Below are 25,598 nucleotides of genomic sequence, written 5' to 3'. Positions count from 1 at the left end.
TCAATGGGCAATCTGCCGATACAGCGCGGGCAGTGCTGCAGGCAGTCGCCTGATGTTGCCGACGATGCCGTAGCCGCCGCGGCCGAACAGAGTCGGAAAATACGACTGCGCCGACGCGTCGATGGTCACGCCGAACACGGCGACGCCGCCGCGTCGCGCCTCCTGTACCGCCTTGCGGGTGTCCTCGATCGCGAAACGTCCCTCATAGTGATCGACGTCGTTCGGCTTGCCGTCGGTCAGCACCAGCAGCAGTCGCTTGCGCTCGGGTCGCTCGGCGAGCTCGCCGGCGGCGTGACGCACCGCCGTGCCGATGCGCGTGTAGTAGCCGGGCCTGAGCGCACCGATACGGCGCTCGACCCGCCCGTTCATCGGCTCGCCGAATGCCTTCACGGTCTCCAGGCGGACCCATGAGTTGCGCCGCGAGGTGAAGGTGAGAATGCTGTGGCTGTCGCCGCAGGCCGACAGCCCATGCGCCAGCACCAGCAGCGCCTCCTTCTCGACGTCGAGCACGCGCACGCCGTCGATCCACGCATCGGTGGACAGGGAGACGTCCACCAGCAGGGTCACCGCAAGATCATGCGCGAGCGGGCGCATCGCCAAGTGCACGCGGTCGATGCCGCCATGGCCGGCATTGAGATCGCTGCGCGCGCGCACCAGCGCGTCGATATCGAGGTCGTGGCCATCGGCCTGCGCGCGCATCACCTCATGACGCGGCCGCAAGGTCTCGAACCTGCGCCGTACGCTGCGGATGCGCCGGCGCATCGCATCGTCCGGAGCCCACGCCTCGCCCGCCTCGGCGGCGTCGCCGGTCACGACGCGGCAATGATCCGGCAGATAGGCTCCGCTGCGATAATTCCATTCGGGATACAGCCGGCCGCTGTCGAGCCGGGCCGTGTCCACCGCCTCGGGCGGCAGGTCGAGATCGAATTTCAGCTTGCTCGCCGGACGCCCCTTGCGCCTGGCGATCGCGAGCTCATCGAGATCGTCGGCGGCCTTGCGGGCATCGTCATCGTCGGTATCGTCGGAAGGGCGATCGACATTGACCATCTCCGCCATCGCCAGAATCTTCTCGAAGCGGTTGAGAATGAATGGATCGCGCTTGGCCGTGTCGTCGCGCTCGCGCCGCGCGAAGCGCTTGCGGGTGTCGGGTGCCCCCTCCTGCTCTGCGGGCGTCTGCGTCTCGTCGTCCTCGCGCGCCGCGGCAACGGCATCGCGGCTCCAGCAATCGCCCCACAGCGGACACGGCAGCATCGGCCGATAGCCGGGCGGGGCGGCCTCCGGCAACGCGCCGCCGGCGATGACCGCATTCCACAGTGCGCCCTTGGGCGGCACGCCGACGCCGAGCAGCGCCATGACGATATGCTCGACCTGCTGCTCGAGCCGAGGCAGCGGCCGCCGCGGCCGCGCCGCAGCCAGCGCTTCGGCGAGTTGCGCATGCGTGCGCGCCAGTCCCGGAAAGCGCGCCAGCACCAGCGAGGTCGTCTCACAGGCCCGGCGCAGCGCCAGCAGATCATGCCGCAGCGGATCGCGCTCCGCGATCGGCTCGACCGCCATGGTCGCGAACCACGCCGCGAGCCAGTGATAGAGCTGCGCATTGAGCGCGCGATCCGGCAGCAAAGCGATGGTCTCCGGCAGGAACACGGTGGCGCCGTCGCGCCCGGCCTGATCGAGGCATTCGTCGCCGAGGCCAATGCGCTGGCGCCAGCCGAGCCGATGGCCCGACTTGCGCGCCTTGGCTCCGGCGACCTGCACGCCGCTCTCGCCGCCCAGCGCGCGGAACATCACGGCGATGCGGCCGCTGATCTCGTTCAGCGCGACGGCCTGATCCGGATGGACCGGATAGCTCGAGGTCTTGCCGACCATGCGGTGCCAGGCGCGGCCGACGGTCTCCTCCAGTTCGAGAAAGTCGAGCATGGCTCACCCGATCACGGCACGCGCGACCTCGCGCAAAGCGGCCTTGACGTCGGCGTCATCGGTGAGCGGCTCGATCATCGCGGCGAGCACGGCGTCGGCGACGGGCGTGCCAGCCGCAACCAGGGTTGCGCAATAGACCAGGAGCCGCGTCGAGACGCCCTCCTCCAGGTCATGGCCCTGCAGCGCGCGGAGGCGATGCGCGAGCGCCACCAGCGGCCGAACGCGCTCCGGCGGCAGCCCGCTCTCGGCGGCAACCACCGCGATCTCCTGCTCGGCGGGCAGGAAGCCGAATTCGATGGCGATGAAGCGCTGCCGCGTCGACGGCTTGAGCGCCTTGTGCAGCGACTGATAGCCAGGATTGTAGGACACCACGAGCATGAAACCGTCGGGCGCGATCAGCTCCTCGCCGGTACGCTCCAAGGGCAGGATCCGGCGGTCGTCGGTGAGGGGATGCAGCACCACGGTCACATCCTTGCGGGCCTCGACCACCTCGTCGAGATAGCAGATGCCGCCCTCGCGCACCGCGCGGGTCAGCGGGCCGTCGGTCCAGACGGTGTCACCGCCCTTGAGCAGATAGCGTCCGGTGAGATCGGCGGCGGTGAGGTCGTCGTGACAGGCCACCGTGTGCAGCGGCAGTTCCAGCCGCGCCGCCATGTGCGCGACGAAGCGGGTCTTGCCGCAGCCGGTCGGGCCCTTCAGGAGCACCGGCAGGCGATGCCGGAACGCATGCTCGAACAGCGCGCATTCATTGCCGGACGGCGTGTACGAGGGAAACGACGGGGCGGTATCGATCGCGTGCAGCGCGGCTTTCATGGTCACTCTCCGATATCGGGGGATGCAGGCGGCGGCATCGAGGCCGCCGCTTGCGGGATTTCACTCCGCCGGCTGCAGCGCGCCGGGGATCACGGGCTCCTTGGCGCGGCCGGGCACCAGCACGGCCCAGACGAACATCAGCGCCGCGATCGCCACGAACACACCGGAGCCGAGCCGCACCCAGTAGAACATCGCGAGTTGGTCCTGCACGTCCATGTAGCTCTGGCCGAGCACGCGCTGCAGATGCACCTGGATGATGCCGGCGAAGGTCAGCGCAAAGGTCATCGTCATCATCGCCGTGCACATGATCCAGAAGCTCGCCATCGAGAGCCACTGGTTATACGGCGCACGCTGGCGCAGTTGCGGCACCGCATAGGCCATGACCGCGAGGTTGAGCATCACATAGGCGCCGAAGAAGGCGAGATGGCCGTGCGCGGCGGTCACCTGGGTGCCGTGGGTGTAATAGTTCACCGACGACAGCGTGTGCAGGAAGCCCCAGACGCCGGCGCCGAGAAAGGCCATCACCGAGCAGCCGATGGACCACAACAACGCAGCGCGGTTCGGGTGCTTGCGGCCAGCCTTCAAGGTCATCTGCACCGTGAAGATCACCATGGTGAAGAACGGCGCGACCTCGAGGGTGGAGAACAAGGAGCCGATCCACTGCCAGTAGCCGGGGGCGCCGATCCAGTAGAAATGATGGCCGGTGCCGAGGATGCCGGAGAACAGCGCGAGCCCGATGATCACGTAGAGCCACTTCTCGACCACCTCGCGGTCGATGCCGTTGAGCTTGATCATCAGGAAGGCCAGGATAGAGGCCATGATCAGCTCCCAGACCCCCTCGACCCAGAGATGGACGATGTACCACCAGTACATCTTGTCGACGGCGAGATTGGCCGGATTGTAGAAGGCGAACAGGAAGAAGATCGCCACGCCCCAGAGGCCGAACAGCAGGATGTTCGTCACTGTGGTCTTGCGGCCCTTCAGGGCGGTCATGGTGACGTTGAACAGGAACATCAGGCAGACGATGACGATGCCGACCTTGATGATGAAGGGCTGCTCGAGAAACTCTCGGCCCTCATGATAGTGGAAGAGATAGCCGACAACGGCAGCCCCTGCCGCGCCGAAGAACATCCAAAATTGGATCTTGGCGAGCAGCGGGCTGTAGAGCTCGGTCTCGGTCTCCTCGGGCAGCAGGAAGTAGGTCGCCCCCATGAAGCCGATCAGCGACCACACGATCAGCGCGTTGGTGTGGATCATGCGGACGATGTTGAAGGGCAGCAGGACCGACAGCGTGTTCGGCAGCACGTAGATGGTGCCGGCGAGCAGGCCGAAGATGACCTGGGCGAGGAAGAGCGTCAGCGCGCCGTAGAAATACAGCATCGCGACCTTCTGGGTCTCATATCTCATCGCGGATCTCTCTCATGACGGGGGGCGGGATGCCGGCTCAGCCGGCCTTGTTCGGCGGCCAGTCCTGACGCTTGATCGTGTCGGCCCATTGCAGGAAGTCGGCGAGGTCGTTGAGCTCCTGGTCGGACAAATTGAACTGCGGCATCTGCCGGCGGCCGGGAGCGCCCGAGGGCTGCGACTGCATCCAGGATTTCAGCATCTCGCGCGCAACGGCCGGGTCCTGTCTGCCGCCCCAGCGGTCCCAGACATTGCCGACCTCGGGCGCGAAATAGGCGCCCTCGCCGAGCAGGGTATGGCAATTGATGCAGGAGTTCTTCTCCCAGACGTGCTTGCCGCGTGCGACGCCGTCGGACAGCGTCGACGCATTGGTCGAGGTCGTGACCATGTAGTAGTGGCTGTGCGCTGTGAGCCCGAGGAAGATCGCAAAGAAGAAGGCCGAACCGCCGTAAAAGACGTTCCGCGCGGCCGACTTGGTCAGGCGTTCCGCCATGACACGTCCTTTCCGTTTGGTGAAGTTCGATGGTGTGAAAGCAATCTACCGGCAATGCCGAGGGGCTCTTTGTCGGAGCGCAACGAGCGCGGCGATGGACCGATCAGATGAGTGCGCGGATTGCGACCGCGAGCCCGGCAAGCGCAACGAGGGCCACGAGCCACGTGGTGAGCAGGCCGCGCCACAGCGCGGGCGCATCGCGCAAGCCGAGAAAATCGTGCACGATCACCCTGCCCTTTGCCAATGCGAGCAGCAGTGCGGCCGCATCGACGAGCCATCGGCTCGGCAGCAGCAGCGACCCTGCAAGCGTCGCAATGGCGAGGGCCAGCAGTTGAAGCCAGGCTCGATCGAAACGGTCACGGAACATGGCTCAACCGACCAGATAGAGGACCGGAAACATGACGATCCAAACCAGGTCGACCATGTGCCAGAAGGCGGTCCCGGTCTCGACGCCATTGGCGGTGGCGCTGCGGCCGACGACGGCCAGGATGACGATGCCGAGCAGAACATGCAGGAGGTGAAAGCCCGTCAGTAGGAAGTAGAGGGTGAAGAACGGTGATGTCTCCATGCCCGCGCCGGCGGCGATCTCGCCGCCATATTCCGTCAGCTTGACGGCGATGAAAACGGCACCCAGCAACGTGGCGAGCCCGAGCCAGCGCCGGGCGCTCCCGGTCGAGGCGTGCCGCGCCGAAGCAGCAGCTCGCGCGGCGGCCCAGCCGCTGGTGACCAGCACGGCCGTGTTCACAGCGGCCAGGCGGCTATCGAGCATCGCCTGCCCGACCGCGAACACGACGGGGTTGAGGGCCCGCGCCACCACGAAACCGCCCAGCAGGAGGCCGAAGGCGACGAGCTCGCTGAGGATCAGCACCCACATCATGGCGTCGCCGGGCAGACCATCCAGCACGCCCCAACGTTCCTCCTGCTCCGGCTCACAAGCGAGCGCCGACATCCCTGCCTCCGAGTTGAACGTCGAGAGGCTAGTCGGACCGTCGGTTTGACTCTTTGTCGGCGCGCAAACAGCGGACCGGCGAGGCACGCTAAGAGCCGGCATCGTCAGGAGCAGATCCCATGACCGAAGCGCAGCTCGGCCTCCTCACCGCGACGCCGATCATCATCGTCTTTGCCGGCGCGCTGTGGCGCATGGGCGTGCTGTCGACCACGGGGACGGTGTCCGCGGTCGCGCTCTCCGTCGCGATCGCCTTGGTCCTGTTCACCACGCAATAGCCGGCCTGGAACCTTTGCCGTCCTCGCACGTCAGATCGTGCGGAGGTGCCGCATGGACGACAAGCGATTCGCAGAGCTGCTCGGAAACGCCGCCGTCGGCGTCTGGGGCGACATGCCGCGCGACATCCAGGAGGCGCTGTTCGAGACGGCGATGCGCGGTCACGACGATCTGAGGCACGAGCTGGCCAAGCTGCTTCACGACCGGCATCCGCGTACGCAACATCCGCCGCGTCCGGCTTGAGCGGTCTCAGTCGGGATGATCATCAGCCCGGAACTGTGACGGCTCGTCGTAACCCTTGCGGCTGCTGTAGAACAACAGCACGATCAGCCCAATTCCCACGATGAGCGAAAACACCACGCCGAGCGTGAGGGCGATCCATCCTTCTCGCGGCATCGGATCGCCCGGCAGGGTCAGCCCCTGATAGGCAAAGACGATGGCGGCTGCGAGAATCAGCAGCAATGCGACGATGATTGTGATCGGTCCAGCACGCATGGCGATCGTGCTCCTGGCAGCGAGAACCAAGCCCGCCCGCGATCGTTCCTCGGCGATCCCGGTAATGGCGCACGGCGATAGTTCCGAAATGTGAGAACGGGTCGTCGCGCTTCGCCTGACCTTGCGCTGCCGCAACCACCGCGCTGCATCCAATCGCGGCATCATCTGCTCAAAGGATGACGCGCTCGCCCTCGGCCTGGTGCATGCCGCATGGCTGCTCCCGCCCGGGATCGCTAGGCGCCCGGGAACTTAGCTGATACCTCTATCGGCTTCCCATCGGCAGCAAAGGACAAGGACCGGAGATGGACAACCGCAGCGAGATCTGGCGCGGCGTCGACGCGATCAAGACCCGTTTCATCGAGCTCAGCGACCGGGTGTGGAGCATGCCCGAGGTCTGCTACACCGAGGCCCGCTCGTCCGCCGAACACCTCGCCGAGTTGAAGCACCAGGGTTTTCGCATCACCGAGAAGGTCGCGGGCATCCCGACCGCGCTGATGGGGGAATGGGGCGAAGGCGGCCCGATCATCGCCTTCATGGGCGAATACGACGCCCTGCCCGGCCTCAGCCAGGAGGCCGGCGTTGCGGAGCACCGTCCGGTCGAGACCGGCGGCCATGGCCACGGCTGCGGCCACAATCTCCTGGGCTCGGCGGCGCTGCTCGCGGCCACCGCCGTGAAGGACTGGCTCGCCGCCAACAAGGTTCCCGGTCGCGTGCGCTACTATGGCTGCCCGGCCGAGGAAGGCGGCGCCGCAAAAGCCTTCATGGTGCGCTCGGGCGCGTTCGAGGATGCCGACATCGCGATCACCTGGCATCCGTCGAGCTTCTGGGAAGTGGTGATGACGCCCTCTCTCGCCAACACGCGCGCGGACTTCATCTTCACCGGACGCACCTCGCATGCGGCCGCCTCGCCCCATCTTGGCCGCAGCGCGCTCGACGCGGTCGAGCTGATGAATGTCGGCGTCAACTACATGCGCGAGCACATGCCGAGCGACGCCCGCGTGCACTATGCGCTGCTGGACACCGGCGGCATCGCGCCCAACGTCGTGCAGGCGCATGCACGGGTGCGCTACTCGATCCGTGCCCGAGACCTGCCCGGCATGAACGAACTGGTCGAGCGTGTGCACAAGATCGCACAAGGTGCGGCGCTGATGACCGAGACCAAGGTGGAGATGAAGATCATCTCCGCGGTCTCCAACATCCTGCCCAACACGCCGCTTGAAGAGGCGCTGTACGGGATCATGGAGGAACTCGGCCCGCCGCATTTCGACGCGACCGACAAGGATTTCGCCGGACAGATCCAGGCGACCCTGACCGACAAGGACATTGCCTCGGTCTATTACAGCATCGGCTTGGACCCGACCGACAAGCCGCTGGCCGACTTCCTGGTGCCGCTCAATGCCAAGCGCAATCCGCAGATCGGCTCGACCGACGTCGGCGACGTCAGCTGGGTGGTGCCGACGGTGCAGGTGCATGCACCGACCGTAGCGATCGGCACGCCGTTCCACACCTGGCAGGTCGTCGCGCAAGGCAAGACGCCAGCCGCGCACAAGGCCATGGTGCAGGCTGCCAAGGCCATGGCCGGCCTGGGCATCAAGGCGCTCAACGAACCCGCCTTGATTGCAGCTGCCAAGGCCGACCTGAAAAAGCGGACGATGCGCACACCTTATGTCAGCCCGCTGCCTGCCGAAGTGGAGCCGCCGCTGATGATGTCGATCGCCTGAAACGTCAACCTTGGGGGGAAACACAATGGCGAGAACGGCAACAAAGAAGAAGCCGGCGGCGAAGACTGACAAACCTGCCCCGAAGCGCGCGGCCGTGACCGCCACGGCCAACAAGAAGCCCGTGAAGGCCAAGCCGCAGCACAGGCCACAAGCGAAGGCAGCCGCGCCAAGACCGCGGCTGCCGAAAGGACCGGTCTGGCAGTGGTCGGCGGTCGACACGGCAGCTGCGATCCGCGCCGGCGCGGTCTCCTCGGTCGAAGTGACCGAGGCGCATCTCGCGCGCATGCATGAGGTCAATCCGAAGCTCAATGCCGTCGTCGTCGATCTCTCCGAAGACGCCCTGAAGGCTGCGCGTGCGGCCGACAAGGCGCGGGACAAGAGCGGCCTGCTGCATGGCGTGCCGGTCACGATCAAGGAGAACGTCGACTACGAGGGGCGGCCGAATCCCAACGGCGTTCCATCGCAGATGGGGATCATCGCGCCGTCGGACGCGCCGGTCGTGCGCAACCTCAAAAAGGCCGGCGCGATCGTGCTCGGCCTCACCAACACGCCGGAATTCTCGTTCCGCGGCTTCACCGACAACCCGCTGCACGGGCTGACCTTGAACCCGTGGGATCCAGAGATCACCTGCGGCGGCTCGTCGGGCGGCGCCGGAGCCGCGGTCGCGGCGGGCATCGGCACCATCGCGCATGGCAACGACATCGGCGGCTCGCTGCGCTGGCCGTCGCATTGCAATGGCGTCGTGACCATCAAGCCGACGCAGGGCCGCATCCCCGCCTACAATGAGAGCGCTGCTGCCGAGCGGCCGATGCTCGCACATCTCATGTCGTCGCAGGGGCCGCTGGCGCGCAGCGTCGCCGACGTCCGGCTGGCGCTGGAGGTGATGAGCCGGCGCGATCCGCGCGATCCGTGGTGGGTGCCAGCGCCACTGGAAGGCGTGAAGCCCAAGCGGCCGGTCAAGGTCGCGCTCGCCAAGATCCCTGACGACATGGACGTCGATCCGTCCGTGCACGCGGCGCTGCGGCAGGCAGCGGATCATCTGGAGCGGTCGGGCTACCGGGTCAGCGAGGTCGAGGTCCCCGACATCTCCGGCGTCTGGCAAACCTGGTGCGACATCATCACCAACGAGGTGGTGGTGATGCAGGAAGCCAAGATGCTGGCCGTGACGTCGGAGGATTTCCACAAGGCCTGGGGCGGGATGCGCGCCAAGGCCGAGATGCTCGACCTCGCCGGCTGGATGAATGCGACCGCGCAGCGCTCGACGCATATCCGTGTTTGGCAGCTGTTCTTCGAGGACTACCCGATCGTGCTGGCGCCGACCACGGTCAAGCCGACGCCCGGTCCGCGCGACGACACCATCAGCCCCGAGCGTGTGCGCGAGATCTTCTTCAACGAGATCCGCTTCATCTCGGCGATCAACGTGCTCGGCCTGCCCGGCGCCGTCGTGCCGGTCACGGTCCACGACGGCCAGCCCATCGGCGTGCAGCTGATCGCCGGCCGCTATCGCGAGGACCTCGCGCTCGATGCCGCCGCAGCAATCGAGAAGCGTGCAGGAATGCTGGTGCGGCAGCTCTGGGAACGGATGGTTTAGTCCCGCTGCGGCCCGAGGATCGTGGTCCTCGGGCCGTCATGTTTCCGACACTGCCCGGCATCGATTGTCGAAAGTCGAACACTGACGCGCATCGCGTTCGCTCGAGATCGCCTCGGGTTGACGGGAACTGGCCGACCTGTCTATTTTGATGTATACGAATGGATATAGCTCGGCGTCGGCACTGGCCCATGCGTCGGAACGGGACCTGCAATTCACCGAAACGAACCCGCCTCGGTGGATATGAACAAGGACAATGCGATGAGATCGACACGCTCCCTCACCGCCGCTCTGTGCGCGGCGGCCATTCTTCTGACCTGCGCGACTGCGTTCGCCGGCAGCGCTAACGTCGCCGTGGCCGCCAACTTCACCGAGCCCGCCAAGGAGATCGCGGCGCTGTTCAAGGCCAAGACCGGGCACGAACTGGTGATGAGCTTCGGCGCGTCCGGACAGTTCTACACCCAGATCAAGGAGAACGCGCCGTTCGCGATCCTGCTCTCCGCCGACGACGAACGGCCGAAGAAGCTGGTCGACGAGGGCCTCGGCGTCGCCGGGAGCCGTTTCACCTACGCCATCGGCAAGCTCGTGCTGTGGAGCAAGGACCCCAACGCGGTGAAAGGCGAGGAAACGCTGAAGGCGAACGCGTTCAACAAGCTGTCGATCGCCAATCCCACCGCGGCGCCCTATGGCGCCGCCGCGGTCGAGACGCTGAAGGCGCTGAAGCTCTATGAGACGATCCAGCCCAAGATCGTCCAGGGCAACACGATCTCGCAGGCGTACCAATTCGTCGACACCGGCAATGCCGAGCTCGGCTTCGTCGCGCTGTCGCAGCTGATGCCGAACGCCGGCGGCTCGCGCTGGCTGGTGCCGCAGAATCTCTACGGCGAGATCCGCCAGGATGCCGTGCTGCTGAAGGCGTCCGCCGGCAACGAGGCCGCCACCGCATTCCTGGCCTTCCTCAAGACCCCGGCAGCCCGTGCGGTCATCGAAAAGTTCGGCTATGCTCTGGATCCGAAGTCGGGCACCTGAGCATTAGGATTCATGAACCTCCACGTCTCCGCCGATATCTGGCAACCGATCCGGCTGACGCTCGAACTGGCAGCGCTCGCGACGATTGTCCTGATGATCGTGGGCACGCCGATCGCATGGTGGCTGGCGCGGTCGCGGGCGTGGTGGAAGGAGGCGGTCGCGGCACTGGTGGCGATCCCACTGGTGCTGCCGCCGACGGTTCTCGGATTCTACCTGCTGGTCGTGCTCGGCCCCAGCGGTCCGGGCGGCGCTCTGGCTTCGCTCTGGGGAGCGCGCACGCTGGCCTTCACTTTTCCGGGCCTGGTGATCGGCTCGGTCCTGTTCTCGATGCCGTTCGTCGTCCAGCCGATCCGCAACGCCTTCGAGGCCATGGGCGAAAAGCCGCTGGAAGCGGCCGCCACTCTGCGCGCCTCACCATGGCGCGTATTCTGGACCATCGCGGTGCCGCTGGCGAGCCCCGGATTTCTCACCGGCGCCATCCTCGGCTTCGCCCATACCGTCGGTGAGTTCGGCGTCGTGCTGATGATCGGCGGCAACATTCCCGGCAAGACCAAGGTGCTCTCGGTTGCGATCTACGACTATGTCGAGACCTCGCAATGGACCGAGGCCTCCGTGCTGGCGCTCGGCATGGTCGTGTTCTCGTTCTGCGTCATTCTGACGATGATGCTGATCGAGAAGAAGATGACGCGCAGCGCGTCATGAGCACGGTCAGGGTCAATTTCCACGGCACGCTCGGTCGCTTCGAGCTGAACGCGCGCTTCGAGGTTCCGGCGCGCGGCGTGACCGCGATCTTCGGTCCGTCCGGTTGCGGCAAGACCGCGGTCATGCGCTGCATTGCCGGCCTCAACCATCTCGCCGGCGGGCTCTGCTCCGTCGCCGGCGAGGTCTGGCAGGACGAAAAGCATTTTCGTCCCGTGCATCAGCGTCCGATCGGCTACGTCTTCCAGGAAGCCAATCTGTTTCCGCACCTCTCGGTCCGCCGCAACCTGATGTATGGCCATCCCGGCTCGAGCAGCGCGGCCGCGATCGGCTTCGACGAGGTCGTCGCGCTGCTCGGCCTTGGACGGCTGCTCGACCGCTCGCCGCGCCACCTGTCCGGCGGCGAGCGGCAGCGCGTCGCGATCGGCCGCGCGCTGCTCAGCCAACCGAAGCTGCTGCTGATGGACGAGCCGCTGTCGGCGCTCGACCAGATGACCAAGGATGAGATCCTGCCGTATCTGGAGCGGCTGCACGCCGCCCTCGACCTGCCGATCCTCTATATCAGCCACGACCTCGCTGAGGTCGAGCGGCTTGCCGATCAGCTGGTGCTGATGCGCAATGGCGCGGTCCTGGCTTCGGGCCCCTTGTCCGTGCTGCAGGCCGACCTGTCGCTGCCGCTCGCGCTGTCGCGCGACGCCGCCGTGAGCCTCGACGCCACCGTCACCGCCCAGGATACGGCCGATGGCATGGCGACACTCGAAGTCCCCGGCGGCCAGTTCCTGCTCCCGGCCGAGCCCCTCACGCCGGGGGCGCGCCGCCGCCTGCGCGTGCTCGCTGACGACGTCAGTCTCGCGCTGGAAACGCCGAGCCGCAGCACCATCGTCAACGTGCTCCGCGCCAGAATACTCGAGATCCGCAGCCAGTCGGACCACCGCGTCACGGCCTTGCTCGGACTCGGCGAGGATGGTCACGGCGCGCGGCTGCTGACGCGTGTCACCCAGCGCTCGTGGAACGAGCTCGGCCTGCGGGCGGGGCTTGCGGTCTATGCCCAGGTCAAGGGTGTCGCGCTCGTCCGCCGCGAAGAGCCTATCGCCTGAATCCAAACACCTGGCCTTCGGCAACATCGCGCGATGTTGCATACGTGACAATAGCCCCCCTGATGTTATATCGCAAACAATACAACTTCGGATGAGACAAAGCGGCAGGCGCTTTGATTTCGTCAATGCAATGAACGAGTTGAGCGGCATGACATCGTCTGGCCCGGTGCTTGCTATCTGGATCTCGCAACAAGAGGTCATCAGCATGAAAGCCGCCGTCACCTGGCATCCGAACGCGCCCAAGCCGCTTGCGCTGGTGCTGGGCACCAACGAGATCGCCTCCGCCGTCGCGGCCAAGCTCAATCATGCCCGCTTCGCGGTCGTACTATGCCATGACGCCTTCCCGCCGGTGATCCGGCGCGGCATGGCCTTCCATGATGTCCTGTTCGGCGAGACGCGCGACCTCGACGGCGTGATCGGCTCCCGCGCCGAGAGCATCACCGATGTCGTGCGGATTCACCGTGAGCCAGACCAGGCCGCCGTGACCGGGATGCATCTGACCGACATCATCGCCTTCCGCTATCCGGCCGTCATCGTCGACGCCCGCATGCAAAAGCATCTGTTGACGCCGGATCTGCGCGGCGTCGCCGGTATCGCCGTCGGCATCGGGCCGCGTTTCGCGATCGGGCACAATTGCGACGTCGCGATCGAGACTCATCCCCGCGAGACCGGCACGATCTTGGCCCATGGCACGACGCGCGATGCGGACGGCAAGGCACGCGATCTCGGCGGCGCCGGCCGCGAGCGTTTCGTCTATTCAGACCAGGAGGCCGTCTGGCATACCCCGCTCGACATCGGCACCCGGGTCTACAAGGGCCTGCAGCTCGGCTCGCTCGGCGGCACGCCGGTGCTCGCACCGCTCGACGGCGCGCTGCGCGGCATCGCACGCGACGGCGTACGCGTGCCGGCCAACGTCAAGCTGCTCGAGATCGATCCGCGCGGCCGTCAAGCCGCCTGGACCGGCATGGACGAGCGCGGACAGGCCATCGCGGCGAGCGTCGTCGCGGCCCTTCACCTGATCATGCAAACCGGTCGGACGGCGGGCCGCGTCTCCGCCAACGTATGAGGAGGACTGCCATGGGTGTCGCTGACGTCGGGACTTGTCAGATCGTGGCGCTGCAGGGCGCAGCGTCCAGCGTGATCCAGGAGATGCTCGGCGATTTCGCCAAGCATCTCTCGGAGAATGGCCTGCGTGTCTCCGGCGTGATCGAGAGCAGCGCCGACAAGGCCAGGCCGTGCAAGGCCATGATGCTGCGCAGCCTCGACGATGGCCGCGTGTTCGCGATCTCTCAGGATCTCGGCCCGGAGTCGCAGGCCTGCAATCTCGACCCGGAGGGCCTCGTGCTCGCCTGCGCCGCCGTGCAGCAGTCGATCTCGCGGGGCACCGACATCGTGATCCTCAGCAAGTTCGGCAAGCAGGAAGCGGCAGGAGGTGGCCTTGCCGATGCCTTCGGCTCCGCCATCGCAGCCGGCCTCCCGGTCATCACGGCGGTCTCACCGGCGATGATGGACGCGTGGACGCGCTTTGCCGGCGCGTTCGCCGAGCACGTTGACGCCGATATCGCGCGCCGGCCGGGCTGGATCGAGGCGCGGTACGGCCGCTGGGTGACATCGCGAGCCACTCGTGACATGGTTGGCTCTCAACGCGAGCGGATCGGAATGGGATGAAGCGCGAAGCTCAGATCGCATTGACCATCAACTTCGGCAATGGCGGCAGCCTGTGCCCGGAGGATCTGCTGCTGATCGATATCATCCGGAGGGAGCGCTCGATCCTCGGCGCCGCGCGCGCGAGCGGCATCTCCTACCGCAAATGCTGGCTGATGGTCGATGCGCTCAACCGCACCTTCGAGACGCCGGTGTTCGAGACTCATCCGGGGCGCCGGGGCGGCGGCGCGGAGATCACGCCGTTCGGCGAGCGGCTGATCGCGCTGTACCGCTCGATGGAGCGGCGCACGCGCACAGCCACGGCCGCTGCGCTCGGCGAGCTGCAGAAGGCTACGGATCCCCGCTATCAGAAGCGGGCCAGCGGCGCGGCCGAGGCAGCTCCGAAGGCCGAACCGCGCCGGGTCCGATCGCGACGCTCTTGATCATCGCCCAGGCGGACAGATCCGGCTCCAGCGCCAACCGCTCGACCGACTCCAGCGTCACCAGCGCATGCAGCCTGGTCGCGCCGAGATCGAAGGTGACGCGCACGTAGGGCGGCTCGAGCGGCAGGATCTGCTCGATCCGGCCCGGCAGCCGGTTGGTGATCGACACGTCCATCGGCCGCGACAGCGCGATCGAGACGTCGCGGGCCTCGATGGTCACCGAGACGCCGGCGTCGATCGCCGCGTCCACCATCGGCACGCGCAACTCGCCATCGGCAAAGAACAGCGTCGACATGCCATATTGCGGATCATGGCGCAGCACGCGCGCGGGAACCGTCGTGCTGAGAACGACGGACGAGGCTGAAGACGATGCAGACTGGCCGGTCATCGCGCAGCAGCCTCCACGGCCTCAAGGCCGGTCGTGATCATACAGCACGCGGACGCGGATCGTGCCTTCCACCGCGCGCAGCTCCGACAGCAGCGCCTCACCCTCGCCGCCGACCACGTCGGTTTCGAGCACGACATAGCCGACCTCAGGATCGGTCTGAAGATATTGCGCGAGGATGTTGATGTTGTGCCGCGCCACCGCCTCGTTGACCTGGCGCAGCACGCCCGGCACGTTGCGGTGGACATGGATGAAGCGCGTGCCGGTCGGGCGTGCCGGCAATTGTACCTGCGGGAAGTTGACGGCGCCGAAGGTCGAACCGACGTCGGAATAGTCGATCAGCTTGCGCGCGACCTCGCCACCAATTCGGTCCTGCGCCTCCTCGGTGGAGCCGCCGACATGCGGGGTCAGGATCACGTTGGGCAGGCCCTGCAGCGGCGAGACGAACGGATCGGCGTTCGATGCCGGCTCCGCCGGGAACACGTCGACCGCGGCGCCGGCGAGCTTGCCCTCGCGCAGCGCGCTGGCCAGCGCTTCGATGTCGACCACGGTGCCGCGCGAATTGTTGATCAGATAGGCCCCGTCCTTCATGTGACGGATCTGGCGCTCGCCGATCATGTTGGCGGTCGCCGGCGTCTCCGGCACGTGCAGCGACACGACGTCGCTCATCGCCAGCAGCTCATCAAGGCTCTCGACCGGCTCGGTGTTGCCGTGGCGGAGCTTGTCGGTGAGATCGAAGAAGATCACCCGCATGCCCATGGCCTCGGCGAGGTTCGACAGCTGCGAGCCGATGTTGCCATAGCCGATGATGCCGAGGGTCTTGCCGCGCACCTCTCGGCTGCCATTGGCCGACTTGTCCCAGCCGCCGGCATGCGCCGACACCGAGCGCGGGAAGATTCGGCGCATCAGCATCACGACTTCGGCGATCGTCAGCTCGGCGACGCTGCGGGTGTTCGAATAGGGCGCATTGAACACGGGGATGCCGAGCCGCTTCGCGGCATCGAGATCGACCTGATTGGTGCCGACGGAGAAGCAGCCGACCACCATCAGCCGGTCGGCGGCCTGCAGCACGTCGGCGGTGAGATGCGTGCGCGAGCGAATGCCCAGCATGTGCACGCCCGACAGCATACGCTTCAACTCCGCCGAACCGAGCGCCTTCGGCAGCCGTTCGATTTCCGTATAGCCATTGGCCTCGAACATGCGGACGGCCGAGTCGTTCACGCCCTCTAGGAGCAGAACGCGGATCTTTTGCTTGGGCAGCGATAGCGGCATGGGCCTGGCCTGATTCAGTCGTGGATGTGGCGTAGTGTAGCGGTTGTTACAGTCGCGATGCGTTGAAACTTGGTGAATGCGACGCGGTAGGAACGCTTTCTGTCGCTTTCCCAGGGTCTTGTCCACTCCGCACCGGCATTTTGACCGGCGATGCAAAATCAGCGCCTGGCATACCTTCCGCACCGCACGGCCTGCACTGCAACAACCGGAGATCGCTGTTTTGGCTGCTGACAAACCATGCGAGCAGAGCTAGCCTTTCTTCCAATCACAAAATCATCGGGAGGTCAGCATGTCAGACGGGGTTGTCGAGACACGCGCGTCGGAGGTGTCGGCCGGTGAAACGCAGACGGTCGATGTCGCCGTCGTGGGTGCCGGATTTGCGGGGCTTTACCTGCTGCACCGCCTGCGCAAGGCGGGCTTCTCGACCGTGACGCTGGACACGGCAAACGACGTCGGCGGCACCTGGTACTGGAACCGGTATCCCGGCGCGCGCTGCGACATCCAGACCGTCGACTACAGCTACACCTTCGATCCCGAGCTCGAGAAGGCCTGGCAATGGTCGGAGAAATACGCCACCCAGCCGGAGATCCTGCGCTATCTTGGCTTCGTCGCCGACCGCTACGATCTGCGCCGCGACATCCGCTTCGGTACCCGTGTCCTCGGCGCCTCCTGGGACGATGCCAAGGAGCGCTGGCTGCTGACGACCGACAAGGGCCCCGCCGTCTCCTGCCACCACTACATCATGGCGACCGGCTGCCTGTCGCAGCCGAAGCCGCCGGAAATCGACGGTGTGCACGACTTCAAGGGCGAGATCTACTTCACCAGCCGCTGGCCGCATGACGGCGTCGACCTCCGCGGCAAGCGCGTGGCCGTGATCGGCACCGGCTCCTCCGGCATCCAGTCGATCCCGCTCATCGCCGAGCAGGCAGCGCAGCTCACGGTGTTCCAGCGCACGCCGAACTTCGCACTGCCTGCGCATAATGGTCCGCTCCCGGCCGATCGCGCCGCGCAGCTCGCAGAGGATCGCAACGGGCTGCGCCAGCAGGCGCGCTGGTCGATGACCGGCGTGCCGATTCCACCGGCCACCGAGTTCAGCTGGCAGATGAGCGAGGCCGAGCGCCGCGAGCGCTTCGAGAAGCTGTGGGCCTCTGGCGACCTCGTCGGCATGCTGACGCAGCTCTGGGCCGACCAGGGCGTCGACCCCGACGGCAACGCGCTGCTCGCCGATCTCATCCGCGAGAAGATCCACGAGATCGTCAAGGATCCCGAGACCGCCGCAGCGCTCACGCCCCATGACCATCCGTTCGGCGCCAAACGCCCCTGCCTCGACACCAACTACTATCAGACGTTCAATCGCCCCAACGTCACGCTGGTCAATCTGCGCCAGGAGCCGATCACATCCATCACCGCTGATGGCATCAAGACCGACAGGCGCAGCTTCGACATCGACGTCATCGTGTTCGCGACCGGCTTCGACGCCATGACCGGTGCGATCCGCGCCGTGCATCCGATCACCGGGCGCGGCGGCAAATCACTGGAGGATGTCTGGGCCAACGGACCGCAAACCTATCTCGGACTCACGATCGCGGACTTTCCCAATCTGTTTCTGATCACGGGTCCCGGCAGCCCGTCAGTGCTGTCGAACATGGCGGTCTCGATCGAGCAGCATGTCGACTGGGTGGTCGACCGTCTCATCGCCCTTCGCGAGGACGGCTTCACCACCATTGAGCCCACGGAGACCGCGCAGGCCGGCTGGGCGCGCCACATGGCAGACTGCGCGACCGTGACGCTGCATCGGCTCGCCAACACCTGGTACACCGGCGCCAACGTGCCGGGCAAGCCGCAGACGCTGATGCCCTACACCGGCGGCGTCGGCCCCTATCGCGGCATCTGCAACGAGATCGTCAGCCGCGGCATGCTCGGCTTCAAGCTGTCAGGTCCGAACGGCGCGTCCCAATGCAATGACGGCGAGATCGTGCGGCTGCAGCCGGATGTCCGGCTGGTGCTGAACATGCTGGCCGAGATGAACCTGCCGCCGATCGAATCGATGGGCGCGGCCGGCGCCCGTGAATTCGTCGCGCAGTTCAACGCGACGAGGCCGCCTGGACGTCCCGTTGGCGAAGTCAAGGATGGCACATTGCAGGGCGCTGACGGTCCCCTGGCCTACCGGCTCTATCGTCCGGCGACGCCCGGCCCGCATCCGATCGTGGTGTACTTTCATGGCGGCGGCTGGGTCCTCGGCGACGAGCAGTCGGACGATCCGTTCTGCCGCGACATGTGCCGCCGCTCCAACATGATTTTCGTCAGCGTGAACTATCGCCATGCGCCCGAGCACCGCTTCCCGGCGGCGGCTGAGGACGGCTATGCGGCGACGCGCTGGGTGGCCGAGCACGCCGCCGAGCTCGGCGGACGCGAGGGACCGGTGCTGGTGGCAGGGTGGAGCGCCGGCGGCAACATCGCTGCGGTCACCTGCCAGCTCGCGCGAGATCGCGGCGGGCCTGATATCGGCGGCCAGCTGCTGCTGTGCCCGGCCACCGACTGCAGCTTCGATCGTCCGTCCTACACGGAGAATGCGACCGGCTACTTCCTGACGCGGTCGCTGATGTACTGGTTCTGGGACATCTACTGCTCGCCGGCGGATCGCACCGATCCGCGCGCATCACCGTTGCGGGGCAAGCTGCAGGGCCTGCCGCCGGCCTACATCGTCACCTGCGAGTTCGATCCGCTGCGCGACGAGGGGATTGCCTATGCGGAAGCCCTCGCCGCCGCGGGCGTGCCGGTCGGACAGCTCAAGGCGCACGGCCACTTCCATTCGTCGTTCGTGATGGTCGACGTCGTCATCACCGGCGTCGGCGGCCGCATGCGGATGGCGGAGGCGCTGCAGGCGTTCACCCAGTCTGCGGAAGAAGGCGAATCGCTGGAGCTCAACGCCGCCGCGAGCTGACCAGCGGAGGCTGCGGCCGAGCAGTATCGCAACGGCCCGCAGCCTTGCGGGCCGTTGCTGCGACGCGCAGCTTGCGTCGGATCGCCCACGCTGTCACCGAGACGACGAGCCACGCCGTTGTTGCGGCGGCGAAGGCGGTCGCAACGCTTAACTGAACCAGCGTGGAGAATACGGCCGCGAACGCCAGCATGCCGAGGCTGCCGAGCACCGCGCCTACGGTGTCGAGCGCAGCCGCTTCGCGTCCGCGCCGCTCGCCGAAGAATCCCTGTTGGCGCTTACGCCTGATCTCGTGCGCCTCGATCAGGGTGACGCTGCATGAGTGGTCGTCGCGCGAACGCGGCTGCTTTGGCCGCGCGTCACCAGCCAAGCCACCGATGTCAGGGCCAACCACACCTTCTCGTCCGCCCCCCACGCGAGGCCGCGTGCTAGCTTTTGCAGCCACGGCTCCGTGGTTCGTGCAGCTACGTCCGCAATGATGCGGTCCGCCTTGGTCGGCTCGACGTGGATGGCCGTGGCGGAACTTTGCTTGCGAAAGGGCACCGAAATTGCCGGTGTGATCTTCTTCCCGATGGCGCGGATCATGGCACTTGCCAAGGACGAACAATATGTTCACCTACAATGCCGAGCCCTCACAACGGGTTTCGGGAACAGTCACGAAACTGTCACGAGTTACCAGCTCAGCCCTGACCGCGAATAGCCTCGTCATACGCCTTGACCGAGGCTCGAGCTGTCTCCCGCACATCGCTCGCGCTCATGCCCGGCTTGTACAGGCTCGAGCCGAGACCGAAGGCGCGCACGCCGACGGCGACGTAGGAGGCGAGCGTCTTGTCCGATACACCGCCGACGGCGCCGACCACGACGCCTTTCGACAGGACTGCAAGTTGCGCTGCAATCCCCGACGGACCGAGCACTGACGCCGGAAAGTATTTCAGGGCCGAGGCGCCGCAATGCAAAGCCAGAAAGGCCTCGGTCGGCGTGAAGACCCCGGGCATGGTCACCATGTCATAGGCCTGCGCCGTCGCCAGCACTTCGACGTCGACGTTCGGGCTGACCATCAGGCGCCCGCCGGCCTCCGCAACGCGCACGCAATCCGCGGCATTGACGACCGTTCCTGCGCCGATCAGGCAGTCCTTGCCGAACCGAGATGCCAGACGCTCGATCGAGACGAACGGTTCCGGCGAGTTGAGAGGAACCTCGATCAGCTCGAAACCGGCTTCGATCAGGACATCGACGATGGCCTCGGACTCGTCGGGTTTGATACCGCGCAGGATCGCAACGAGCGACCGCTTCACATGCGGCCAGGCGACGGACTGTGTCATTTCAGAAACGCGCTCCCCAGATCTGCCGCGCGGCCTTGAGCAGGCCGCGGCGTGACGCCCGTTCGGCATCGCATTCATTCACGTCGAAACCAGCAGCGGCCAGCGCCTCGCCATAGAGGCGGCCGAGCCGGCCCGCTCCGATCAACCGGAGTGGAAGCTCGGCGCCGAACCGCGCGCGCGCATCGGCGATTTCGCTGCCGATCAGAATCCCGGAGAGCCTTGCAGCCCCATCGGACCGCCGCTCGAAGCCGAGGAGCTGCGCCGCGCGCAGCCGGAACAGCGCGTTCGTCAGTGCCGTCGGCGCAGCCAGGGCCGCCGCGAGGCTCTCGCGGAACGCTGTGTCGTGCTCGACGGTCGAGGCTTCCGGTTCGACGGCATGCATCAGGATGCTATGCTGAGAGACCACCGCGAACAGCTCACCGGTCATGTAGGTGGCGAAGTCGATCACCACGCCGGCATCGATCTGGATCCATTTGCTGTGGGTGCCCGGAATGCAGACGATCCCGGTGAAATCCGGCTCGGTGACGCCGAGCAGCTGGGTTTCCTCGCCGCGCATCACGTCCGGCCGGTCCGCGCGAACCTGCGCCAGTCCCGGCAGAATTCTGACGTCGCGGTCGGCGTCGACACTGATCGCTCCGGCATACAGCGCATCCAGACGGGTGGGCGTGTGCAGATACGGCGTCTCGACCCAGCCTTGCCGCGCGCCGGCCATGCCGCAGATCAGCACCGGAACATCGGCCGGTGCGCCAAGCTTCGCCAGATGATCGCGCAGCACCGGCGCGAAGCCTGATGTCGCGCAATGCAGCATGCCCTCGCCACCACGGCTCTCGGCAAGCTCCGTCCCGTCTCCGGCCATAAGCCAGGCACGGAAACTGGAGGTTCCCCAGTCGACGGCGACAAAGGCCGGCGTTGCTGACGAATAGACGGCGGTCACATCCTGCTCCCGAACACTTCCACGTCTGGCAATGGCACGCCGGGCGGGCCACGCAAACAACAAATTGCATCATGCACGATTATGCACGTTGTTATTCTTGTTCATGCATGGTAACAAGCGGCATGTCAGACCTTCCACTGGCGCGCCGCGACCAGATCGCCGGCCGCCTCTCTGCGGGGCAAGCGGTCATCGCGACCGCCCTCGCCGACGAATTCGGCGTCTCCGAGGATGCGATCCGGCGCGATCTTCGCGCGCTTGCCGCCGAAGGACGCTGCCGCCGCGTGTATGGCGGCGCATTGCCCATCGCCGGCGGCATGGCACCGATGGCGGCGCGTATCGGGCAAGATCGCGAACGCAAGCTGGCGCTCGCCCGGTCGGCCGCCCGCAGCATCGCGCGTGGGGAGTTTCTCTTCCTCGATAGTGGCAGCACCAATCTCGCCCTCGCTGAAGTCCTGCCCGATGATTTCGATCTCACCGTCGCGACCAACGCCATCGACATTGCCGCAACCGTGCTGCATCGGCAGGACCTGCAGTTGATCGTGATCGGCGGCTCCGTTCACCCCGCAGTCGGCGGTTGTGTCGACGCCGACGCCATCATGCAGGTACAGCGCTTGAACATCGACCGCTGCTTCATCGGCGCCTGCGCTGTATCGGCGCAAGGCGGCATCAGCGCGGTTGATCCGACTGACGCAACGTTCAAGCGAACGCTGCTGTCGCTGAGCCGCGTAAGCGTCGCAATGGTCACCAACGACAAGCTCGAGACCCGAGCCCCCCACCGTATCGCCGGCGCCAAGACGATCAGCCAGCTCACCGTCGAGCATGATGCGCCGGCGGCCCGACTCGCCCTGCTCAGACGGGCGGGAGCTACCATCATGACCGCCACCCCGCCCGGATGACGGCGCCTTCAGAATTTCAGGAATCTTCCAGATGAGTTCGGATCACCGCGCGGCGCGGCTCGCGACACGCCTGGCTTTTTTCGTCGCCGGCTTCGGCATCGCCTGCTGGGCTCCGCTGGTGCCGTTCGCCAAGCAGCGGCTGGGGGTCGACGATGCGACGCTCGGGCTGCTGCTGCTCTCGCTCGGCGTGGGCTCGGTCGCATCGATGTTGGCGGCAGGTCTCCTGAGCGCCCGCTACGGCAGCAAGCCCGTCGTCATCGTCAGCGGCATCGCCTTGAGCATGCTGCTGCCCCCGCTGACGATCGCCTCGACGCCAGCCACGCTCGGGCTTGCGCTGTTCGCCTTTGGCGCGGCGCTCGGCTCGCTCGACGTCGCCGTGAACATCCAGGCGATCGACGTCGAGCGGCTGAGCGAGCGTCCGCTGATGTCCGGCTTCCACGCGCAGTTCAGCATCGGCGGCTTCGCAGGCTCCGGCGTCATGACTGCGCTGCTCGCGTTCGATATCGCGCCGCTGCTCGGCACGCTCGCCTGCTGTGCGCTCGCCCTGACCGCGATGACCGTGGCTGCCCCACGACTGATAGCGAGCAAACCGGCGCAATCGGGCCCTCTGCTCGTGCTTCCTCACGGCGCAGTGCTGCTGCTGGCGGCGCTCGCCGCGATCATGTTCCTGGTCGAGGGTGCGATGCTCGACTGGAGCGCGCTGTTGCTCGCCGGGTCGGGCCGCCTGCCGGCCGCGCAAGCCGGGCTGGGCTACATCATGTTCTCGATCGCAATGACCGCCGGGCGTCTCGTCGGCGATGCCGTGGTTGCACGGATCGGCGATCGCGCGACGTTACTGGGGGGCAGCGTCATCGCGATCACCGGCTTCGTCGTGCTGCTCGCGGTTCCCTGGATTGTTGCTGCCATGGCCGGCTTCGCGCTGATCGGCTTGGGTGCATCGAACCTGGTCCCGGTGCTGTTCCGCCGGACCGGCGCGCAGACCGCGATGCCGGTCGGGCTGGCCGTCGCCGCCGTCACCACCGCCGGCTACTCCGGCGTACTGCTTGGGCCCGCCGGCATCGGCTTCGTCGCCGCGGCCACCAGCCTGCCGGCCGCGTTCTGGATGTTGGCCGCACTTCTCGTCATTGTGCTGCTGAGCGCACCACGCGTCGTAGCTGCGCCAAATTAGGAACGAGCCCGGTGCTTGGCTTTGATACGCATCTCATGCCCCAGCCAAGAGCAGAATCGGGCGCACACCCAATATCGTTACTCTCATTCTCATCATCGTCGGCGCGGCGTAGACGGCAATCCTGGAATCCGCGTTCGCTGCCATCGTAACCTGCCCGCCTGCCCCGCTTCGTGCGCCGCCCCGCAACGCAGGTTGCAGGCATCGCCTCCCTTGCGAAGCTCATCCGGACGGCTCAGGATCGCCGGACAGACAGCGGAGCAGTCTAATGGAGATCGATGGCGAGGCCCCTGCGGACGAAGACGGATTTGCCGACACACAGGCGCGCGACGCGCATTTCCTGCGCCACAGCTTCGCTGTCGCCCTCCGCTCGAGGTCACACGGCAATCATCCGTTCGCCGCCATTCTCGTCGATGCTGACGGCAGGGTCCTGATCGAAAGTGAAAACGGCTACCTGCCAGCGCGCGATGCCACAGCGCACGCAGAACGACTGGTCGCGACGCAGGCCTGCACGTCGATTGCCCCCGAGATCAGAGCTATGGCTACGCTGTATTCGTCGGCAGAGCCGTGCGCGATGTGCGCGGGCGCCATCTACTGGGCCGGCATCGGACGCGTGGTCTACGGCCTCAGCGAGCGGCGGCTACGCGATCTTACCGGCAACCATCCGGAGAACCCGACGCTCGACCTGCCCTGCCGCGAGGTGTTCGCGAGCGGCCAGCGCGCAACCGAGATTGTCGGCCCCTTGTTGGAGGAGGAAGCCGCGGCGCTGCATGAAGGAGCCTGGGACAAATGAAGCAGACGCCGCGACCGAGCCGCGGCGCCCTCTTCGAGTGCTTCGATCCGTATCAGAACTTCACGGTCACGCCCGAGTAGAGCGACGACTCGGTGCAAGCGCCCGTGGCGACGCGAGTGCCGCCTCCACCGGCGACGGAACAGCCGACCGCGTTGTTGTGGTCGAGGCCGAACTTGTTCTGCCAGTAGCGATAGGCCACCCAGACGTCGATCATGTGGCTCTGCTTCTCACCCCACATCGCCTTCGACGCATCGAAGGTCAGGCGGATCGGCTCGGAGTTGAACTCGACCTTGGTCGGATAGACGCCGTTCGCGACGCTGGCCGGGAGCGGCTCGGTATCGGTGCCCTTCTTGCCGTACCAGCCGGCGCGACCCGAGATCGAGAAGAACTGCATGCTCTCAGGCAAGAAACCGAGATCCATGTAGTAGTTGGTCTCGACCGCCCAGGTTGGCTTGAACGAGGTGTTGCCGTCGGAGATGCAGGGGTTCGACCAGCCGGCGCCGCACTGCGAGAACGAGTTGTGGTTGGCGAACTCCCAGTACATCAAGGGAGCGACGTTGAAGTAGCCCTTGTAAGGCAGGTTGAACGCGAACTGCAGACCGGCGACGACGTCACGCTTGGCCGCGCCGAAGTAGCGGTTCTCGGTATTGGCATCCATGCCCACCTCGAACGAGATGTTCTGCAGCGGCCCTATCGTGAAGGCCTTGGTGTTGAAGATCTGGTTCCAGCCGAAGGTCGAGCGGAACAGGCCGTAGATCTCGGTCGCACCGGCGCAGCTCGCCGGCGTGAACGCGAAGCCCGCGTTGGGCGAGACGATGCCGCCGGTCTGCGTGCAGGGCCCCGCCGGGTCGTTGTGGTCCGACTTGAATAGCGAGATCGTGAAGAAGTTAGTGCCGTAACCCCAGACGTCGAAATGGGTGAACGAATAGACCTGCTTGGCGGTCTTGGCGTTGAACGTGCCGTTGCCGTTGACGCTCCATGCACCAGGCTGGCTGGCATCGAAGATGTAGGAGTAGCTGACGCGATTATCGACGACGAGGAAGAACGGCACCTCGGCCGGAGCCTTCTTCGCGATCGCCTTGGCGGGCAGGTCAGCAGCCCCTGCGACACCGACTGAGCTAAGCGCTGCCGCGCCCAGCGCGACGGCCGCCGCGATTGTTTGACGTAACGACATTCAGAACACCCCCAGTTGACAAGCGCCGATTCCGGACTTGCATGCACAGTTGCGCCGTTCCACCGGCTGGAGAAGCCTCAACTTTCTCCAGGACTTGCCCGCAGTTTGATCAAGGTTCCGCCGTATTGCAGCGGCGACGACAGCAGACGCTGGC

27 protein-coding genes are annotated in these 25,598 nt (G+C 66.2%); 14 read left to right on the top strand and 13 right to left on the bottom strand.

From position 1 onward, the window contains the following. From QW881_RS08440 to QW881_RS08415, 6 genes are all read right to left on the bottom strand, one after another. Complete coding sequence (locus tag QW881_RS08440; RefSeq protein ID WP_315755403.1) at nt 1–1,914, bottom strand: nitric oxide reductase activation protein NorD; 1,914 nt, start codon at nt 1,912–1,914, stop codon at nt 1–3. Between the two features lie 3 nt (nt 1,915–1,917). Continuing rightward, entirely contained in the window at nt 1,918–2,727 is an 810-nt protein-coding gene (locus QW881_RS08435) for a CbbQ/NirQ/NorQ/GpvN family protein (RefSeq protein WP_316158209.1), read from the bottom strand. A gap of 60 nt (nt 2,728–2,787) precedes the next feature. Then, complete coding sequence (locus tag QW881_RS08430) at nt 2,788–4,134, bottom strand: cbb3-type cytochrome c oxidase subunit I (RefSeq protein ID WP_316158208.1); 1,347 nt, start codon at nt 4,132–4,134, stop codon at nt 2,788–2,790. 37 nt (nt 4,135–4,171) lie between these two features. Beyond that, the gene (locus QW881_RS08425; RefSeq protein WP_315755399.1) at nt 4,172–4,624 is read right to left on the bottom strand and encodes a cytochrome c; all 453 of its coding nucleotides are present in this window, start codon (nt 4,622–4,624) and stop codon (nt 4,172–4,174) included. A 103-nt stretch (nt 4,625–4,727) separates the two neighbouring features. After that, a complete protein-coding gene (locus QW881_RS08420) occupies nt 4,728–4,991 on the bottom strand; it encodes a cytochrome C oxidase subunit IV family protein (protein ID WP_316158205.1) in 264 nt (87 codons plus the stop codon). Nucleotides 4,992–4,994: 3 nt separating this feature from the next. Then, nucleotides 4,995–5,573, bottom strand: coding sequence for a cytochrome c oxidase subunit 3 family protein (locus tag QW881_RS08415; protein ID WP_315796739.1), 579 nt, complete (start codon nt 5,571–5,573; stop codon nt 4,995–4,997). A gap of 119 nt (nt 5,574–5,692) precedes the next feature. Here QW881_RS08415 and QW881_RS08410 point away from each other — a divergent pair, with 119 nt between their 5' ends. After that, the gene (locus QW881_RS08410; protein WP_315738513.1) at nt 5,693–5,848 is read left to right on the top strand and encodes a hypothetical protein; all 156 of its coding nucleotides are present in this window, start codon (nt 5,693–5,695) and stop codon (nt 5,846–5,848) included. Nucleotides 5,849–5,900: 52 nt separating this feature from the next. Continuing rightward, nucleotides 5,901–6,089 carry a hypothetical protein gene (locus tag QW881_RS08405; RefSeq protein WP_316158204.1) on the top strand — a complete coding sequence of 63 codons (189 nt, stop codon included), beginning with the start codon at nt 5,901–5,903 and terminating at the stop codon, nt 6,087–6,089. 6 nt (nt 6,090–6,095) lie between these two features. Here QW881_RS08405 and QW881_RS08400 read toward each other — a convergent pair whose 3' ends face one another. Further along, nucleotides 6,096–6,341, bottom strand: a complete 246-nt coding sequence (locus QW881_RS08400; RefSeq protein ID WP_316158303.1) for a hypothetical protein — start codon at nt 6,339–6,341, stop codon at nt 6,096–6,098. Nucleotides 6,342–6,643: 302 nt separating this feature from the next. On the opposite strand from QW881_RS08400, the gene QW881_RS08395 reads away from it, so the two are divergent. From QW881_RS08395 to QW881_RS08360, 8 genes are all read left to right on the top strand, one after another. Then, complete coding sequence (locus tag QW881_RS08395; protein ID WP_315776021.1) at nt 6,644–8,062, top strand: M20 family metallopeptidase; 1,419 nt, start codon at nt 6,644–6,646, stop codon at nt 8,060–8,062. Nucleotides 8,063–8,087: 25 nt separating this feature from the next. Continuing rightward, nucleotides 8,088–9,653 (top strand): amidase family protein, encoded by a 1,566-nt coding sequence (locus QW881_RS08390; protein ID WP_316158202.1) that lies wholly within the window; start codon nt 8,088–8,090, stop codon nt 9,651–9,653. Between the two features lie 258 nt (nt 9,654–9,911). After that, a complete protein-coding gene (modA, locus tag QW881_RS08385) occupies nt 9,912–10,679 on the top strand; it encodes a molybdate ABC transporter substrate-binding protein (RefSeq protein WP_315772031.1) in 768 nt (255 codons plus the stop codon). A gap of 12 nt (nt 10,680–10,691) precedes the next feature. After that, entirely contained in the window at nt 10,692–11,381 is a 690-nt protein-coding gene (gene modB, locus QW881_RS08380) for a molybdate ABC transporter permease subunit (RefSeq protein WP_315738519.1), read from the top strand. Continuing rightward, nucleotides 11,378–12,475 carry a molybdenum ABC transporter ATP-binding protein gene (modC, locus tag QW881_RS08375; protein WP_315738520.1) on the top strand — a complete coding sequence of 366 codons (1,098 nt, stop codon included), beginning with the start codon at nt 11,378–11,380 and terminating at the stop codon, nt 12,473–12,475. The genes modB and modC overlap by 4 nt, the downstream gene beginning before the upstream one ends. A 205-nt stretch (nt 12,476–12,680) precedes the next feature. Further along, the gene (locus QW881_RS08370) at nt 12,681–13,541 is read left to right on the top strand and encodes a xanthine dehydrogenase (protein WP_316158201.1); all 861 of its coding nucleotides are present in this window, start codon (nt 12,681–12,683) and stop codon (nt 13,539–13,541) included. A gap of 11 nt (nt 13,542–13,552) precedes the next feature. Next, complete coding sequence (locus tag QW881_RS08365) at nt 13,553–14,143, top strand: DUF2478 domain-containing protein (protein ID WP_316158200.1); 591 nt, start codon at nt 13,553–13,555, stop codon at nt 14,141–14,143. Further along, a complete protein-coding gene (locus QW881_RS08360; RefSeq protein WP_315738523.1) occupies nt 14,140–14,562 on the top strand; it encodes a LysR family transcriptional regulator in 423 nt (140 codons plus the stop codon). The genes QW881_RS08365 and QW881_RS08360 overlap by 4 nt, the downstream gene beginning before the upstream one ends. Here the strand turns inward: QW881_RS08360 and QW881_RS08355 are convergent. Both QW881_RS08355 and serA read right to left on the bottom strand, forming a co-directional pair. After that, nucleotides 14,471–14,950, bottom strand: a complete 480-nt coding sequence (locus tag QW881_RS08355) for a TOBE domain-containing protein (RefSeq protein WP_315738524.1) — start codon at nt 14,948–14,950, stop codon at nt 14,471–14,473. The genes QW881_RS08360 and QW881_RS08355 overlap by 92 nt on opposite strands. A gap of 21 nt (nt 14,951–14,971) precedes the next feature. Beyond that, on the bottom strand, nt 14,972–16,219 hold the full coding sequence (gene serA / locus QW881_RS08350) for a phosphoglycerate dehydrogenase (RefSeq protein ID WP_315738525.1): 1,248 nt from the start codon (nt 16,217–16,219) through the stop codon (nt 14,972–14,974). A gap of 289 nt (nt 16,220–16,508) precedes the next feature. On the opposite strand from serA, the gene QW881_RS08345 reads away from it, so the two are divergent. After that, complete coding sequence (locus tag QW881_RS08345) at nt 16,509–19,163, top strand: flavin-containing monooxygenase (RefSeq protein ID WP_316158199.1); 2,655 nt, start codon at nt 16,509–16,511, stop codon at nt 19,161–19,163. Here the strand turns inward: QW881_RS08345 and QW881_RS08340 are convergent. The 3 genes from QW881_RS08340 to QW881_RS08330 form a co-directional block, all read right to left on the bottom strand. Then, a complete protein-coding gene (locus tag QW881_RS08340; RefSeq protein WP_316158198.1) occupies nt 19,144–19,776 on the bottom strand; it encodes a hypothetical protein in 633 nt (210 codons plus the stop codon). The genes QW881_RS08345 and QW881_RS08340 overlap by 20 nt on opposite strands. 64 nt (nt 19,777–19,840) lie before the next feature. Next, nucleotides 19,841–20,482: a 2-dehydro-3-deoxy-6-phosphogalactonate aldolase gene (locus QW881_RS08335; RefSeq protein ID WP_316158197.1), complete on the bottom strand. Its 642-nt coding sequence runs from the start codon at nt 20,480–20,482 to the stop codon at nt 19,841–19,843. A gap of 1 nt (nt 20,483) precedes the next feature. Beyond that, entirely contained in the window at nt 20,484–21,416 is a 933-nt protein-coding gene (locus tag QW881_RS08330; RefSeq protein WP_316158196.1) for a 2-dehydro-3-deoxygalactonokinase, read from the bottom strand. Nucleotides 21,417–21,523: 107 nt separating this feature from the next. Between QW881_RS08330 and QW881_RS08325 the strand changes: the two genes are divergently transcribed. The 3 genes from QW881_RS08325 (at nt 21,524) to QW881_RS08315 (ending at nt 24,270) form a co-directional block, all read left to right on the top strand. After that, a complete protein-coding gene (locus QW881_RS08325) occupies nt 21,524–22,312 on the top strand; it encodes a DeoR/GlpR family DNA-binding transcription regulator (RefSeq protein ID WP_316158195.1) in 789 nt (262 codons plus the stop codon). A gap of 31 nt (nt 22,313–22,343) precedes the next feature. Continuing rightward, nucleotides 22,344–23,480 (top strand): MFS transporter, encoded by a 1,137-nt coding sequence (locus tag QW881_RS08320; protein WP_316158194.1) that lies wholly within the window; start codon nt 22,344–22,346, stop codon nt 23,478–23,480. 265 nt (nt 23,481–23,745) lie between these two features. Next, a complete protein-coding gene (locus tag QW881_RS08315) occupies nt 23,746–24,270 on the top strand; it encodes a nucleoside deaminase (protein WP_316158193.1) in 525 nt (174 codons plus the stop codon). Nucleotides 24,271–24,322: 52 nt separating this feature from the next. Here QW881_RS08315 and QW881_RS08310 read toward each other — a convergent pair whose 3' ends face one another. Then, entirely contained in the window at nt 24,323–25,444 is a 1,122-nt protein-coding gene (locus QW881_RS08310; RefSeq protein ID WP_316158192.1) for a hypothetical protein, read from the bottom strand. Between the last annotated feature and the right edge of the window lie 154 nt (nt 25,445–25,598).

The organism is Bradyrhizobium sp. SZCCHNS3016, assembly GCF_032484535.1.
In the GTDB taxonomy this organism is placed as follows: Bacteria; Pseudomonadota; Alphaproteobacteria; order Rhizobiales; family Xanthobacteraceae; genus Bradyrhizobium.
This window is presented reverse-complemented; position numbering and strand designations above follow the sequence as displayed.

What these genes read in the sequence shown, in the direction of transcription:
- QW881_RS08310 (WP_316158192.1), bottom strand. Translation starts at nt 25,444, where the DNA reads ATGTCGTTACGTCAAACAATCGCGGCGGCCGTCGCGCTGGGCGCGGCA.
- QW881_RS08355 (WP_315738524.1), bottom strand. Translation starts at nt 14,950, where the DNA reads ATGACCGGCCAGTCTGCATCGTCTTCAGCCTCGTCCGTCGTTCTCAGC.
- QW881_RS08415 (WP_315796739.1), bottom strand. Translation starts at nt 5,573, where the DNA reads ATGTCGGCGCTCGCTTGTGAGCCGGAGCAGGAGGAACGTTGGGGCGTG.
- QW881_RS08425 (WP_315755399.1), bottom strand. Translation starts at nt 4,624, where the DNA reads ATGGCGGAACGCCTGACCAAGTCGGCCGCGCGGAACGTCTTTTACGGC.
- serA (WP_315738525.1), bottom strand. Translation starts at nt 16,219, where the DNA reads ATGCCGCTATCGCTGCCCAAGCAAAAGATCCGCGTTCTGCTCCTAGAG.
- QW881_RS08420 (WP_316158205.1), bottom strand. Translation starts at nt 4,991, where the DNA reads ATGTTCCGTGACCGTTTCGATCGAGCCTGGCTTCAACTGCTGGCCCTC.
- QW881_RS08395 (WP_315776021.1), top strand. Translation starts at nt 6,644, where the DNA reads ATGGACAACCGCAGCGAGATCTGGCGCGGCGTCGACGCGATCAAGACC.
- QW881_RS08390 (WP_316158202.1), top strand. Translation starts at nt 8,088, where the DNA reads ATGGCGAGAACGGCAACAAAGAAGAAGCCGGCGGCGAAGACTGACAAA.
- modC (WP_315738520.1), top strand. Translation starts at nt 11,378, where the DNA reads ATGAGCACGGTCAGGGTCAATTTCCACGGCACGCTCGGTCGCTTCGAG.
- QW881_RS08410 (WP_315738513.1), top strand. Translation starts at nt 5,693, where the DNA reads ATGACCGAAGCGCAGCTCGGCCTCCTCACCGCGACGCCGATCATCATC.
- QW881_RS08325 (WP_316158195.1), top strand. Translation starts at nt 21,524, where the DNA reads ATGGTAACAAGCGGCATGTCAGACCTTCCACTGGCGCGCCGCGACCAG.
- QW881_RS08360 (WP_315738523.1), top strand. Translation starts at nt 14,140, where the DNA reads ATGAAGCGCGAAGCTCAGATCGCATTGACCATCAACTTCGGCAATGGC.
- QW881_RS08365 (WP_316158200.1), top strand. Translation starts at nt 13,553, where the DNA reads ATGGGTGTCGCTGACGTCGGGACTTGTCAGATCGTGGCGCTGCAGGGC.
- modB (WP_315738519.1), top strand. Translation starts at nt 10,692, where the DNA reads ATGAACCTCCACGTCTCCGCCGATATCTGGCAACCGATCCGGCTGACG.
- QW881_RS08370 (WP_316158201.1), top strand. Translation starts at nt 12,681, where the DNA reads ATGAAAGCCGCCGTCACCTGGCATCCGAACGCGCCCAAGCCGCTTGCG.
- QW881_RS08435 (WP_316158209.1), bottom strand. Translation starts at nt 2,727, where the DNA reads ATGAAAGCCGCGCTGCACGCGATCGATACCGCCCCGTCGTTTCCCTCG.
- QW881_RS08345 (WP_316158199.1), top strand. Translation starts at nt 16,509, where the DNA reads ATGTCAGACGGGGTTGTCGAGACACGCGCGTCGGAGGTGTCGGCCGGT.
- modA (WP_315772031.1), top strand. Translation starts at nt 9,912, where the DNA reads ATGAGATCGACACGCTCCCTCACCGCCGCTCTGTGCGCGGCGGCCATT.
- QW881_RS08320 (WP_316158194.1), top strand. Translation starts at nt 22,344, where the DNA reads ATGAGTTCGGATCACCGCGCGGCGCGGCTCGCGACACGCCTGGCTTTT.
- QW881_RS08440 (WP_315755403.1), bottom strand. Translation starts at nt 1,914, where the DNA reads ATGCTCGACTTTCTCGAACTGGAGGAGACCGTCGGCCGCGCCTGGCAC.
- QW881_RS08400 (WP_316158303.1), bottom strand. Translation starts at nt 6,341, where the DNA reads ATGCGTGCTGGACCGATCACAATCATCGTCGCATTGCTGCTGATTCTC.
- QW881_RS08405 (WP_316158204.1), top strand. Translation starts at nt 5,901, where the DNA reads ATGGACGACAAGCGATTCGCAGAGCTGCTCGGAAACGCCGCCGTCGGC.
- QW881_RS08430 (WP_316158208.1), bottom strand. Translation starts at nt 4,134, where the DNA reads ATGAGATATGAGACCCAGAAGGTCGCGATGCTGTATTTCTACGGCGCG.
- QW881_RS08335 (WP_316158197.1), bottom strand. Translation starts at nt 20,482, where the DNA reads ATGACACAGTCCGTCGCCTGGCCGCATGTGAAGCGGTCGCTCGTTGCG.
- QW881_RS08315 (WP_316158193.1), top strand. Translation starts at nt 23,746, where the DNA reads ATGGAGATCGATGGCGAGGCCCCTGCGGACGAAGACGGATTTGCCGAC.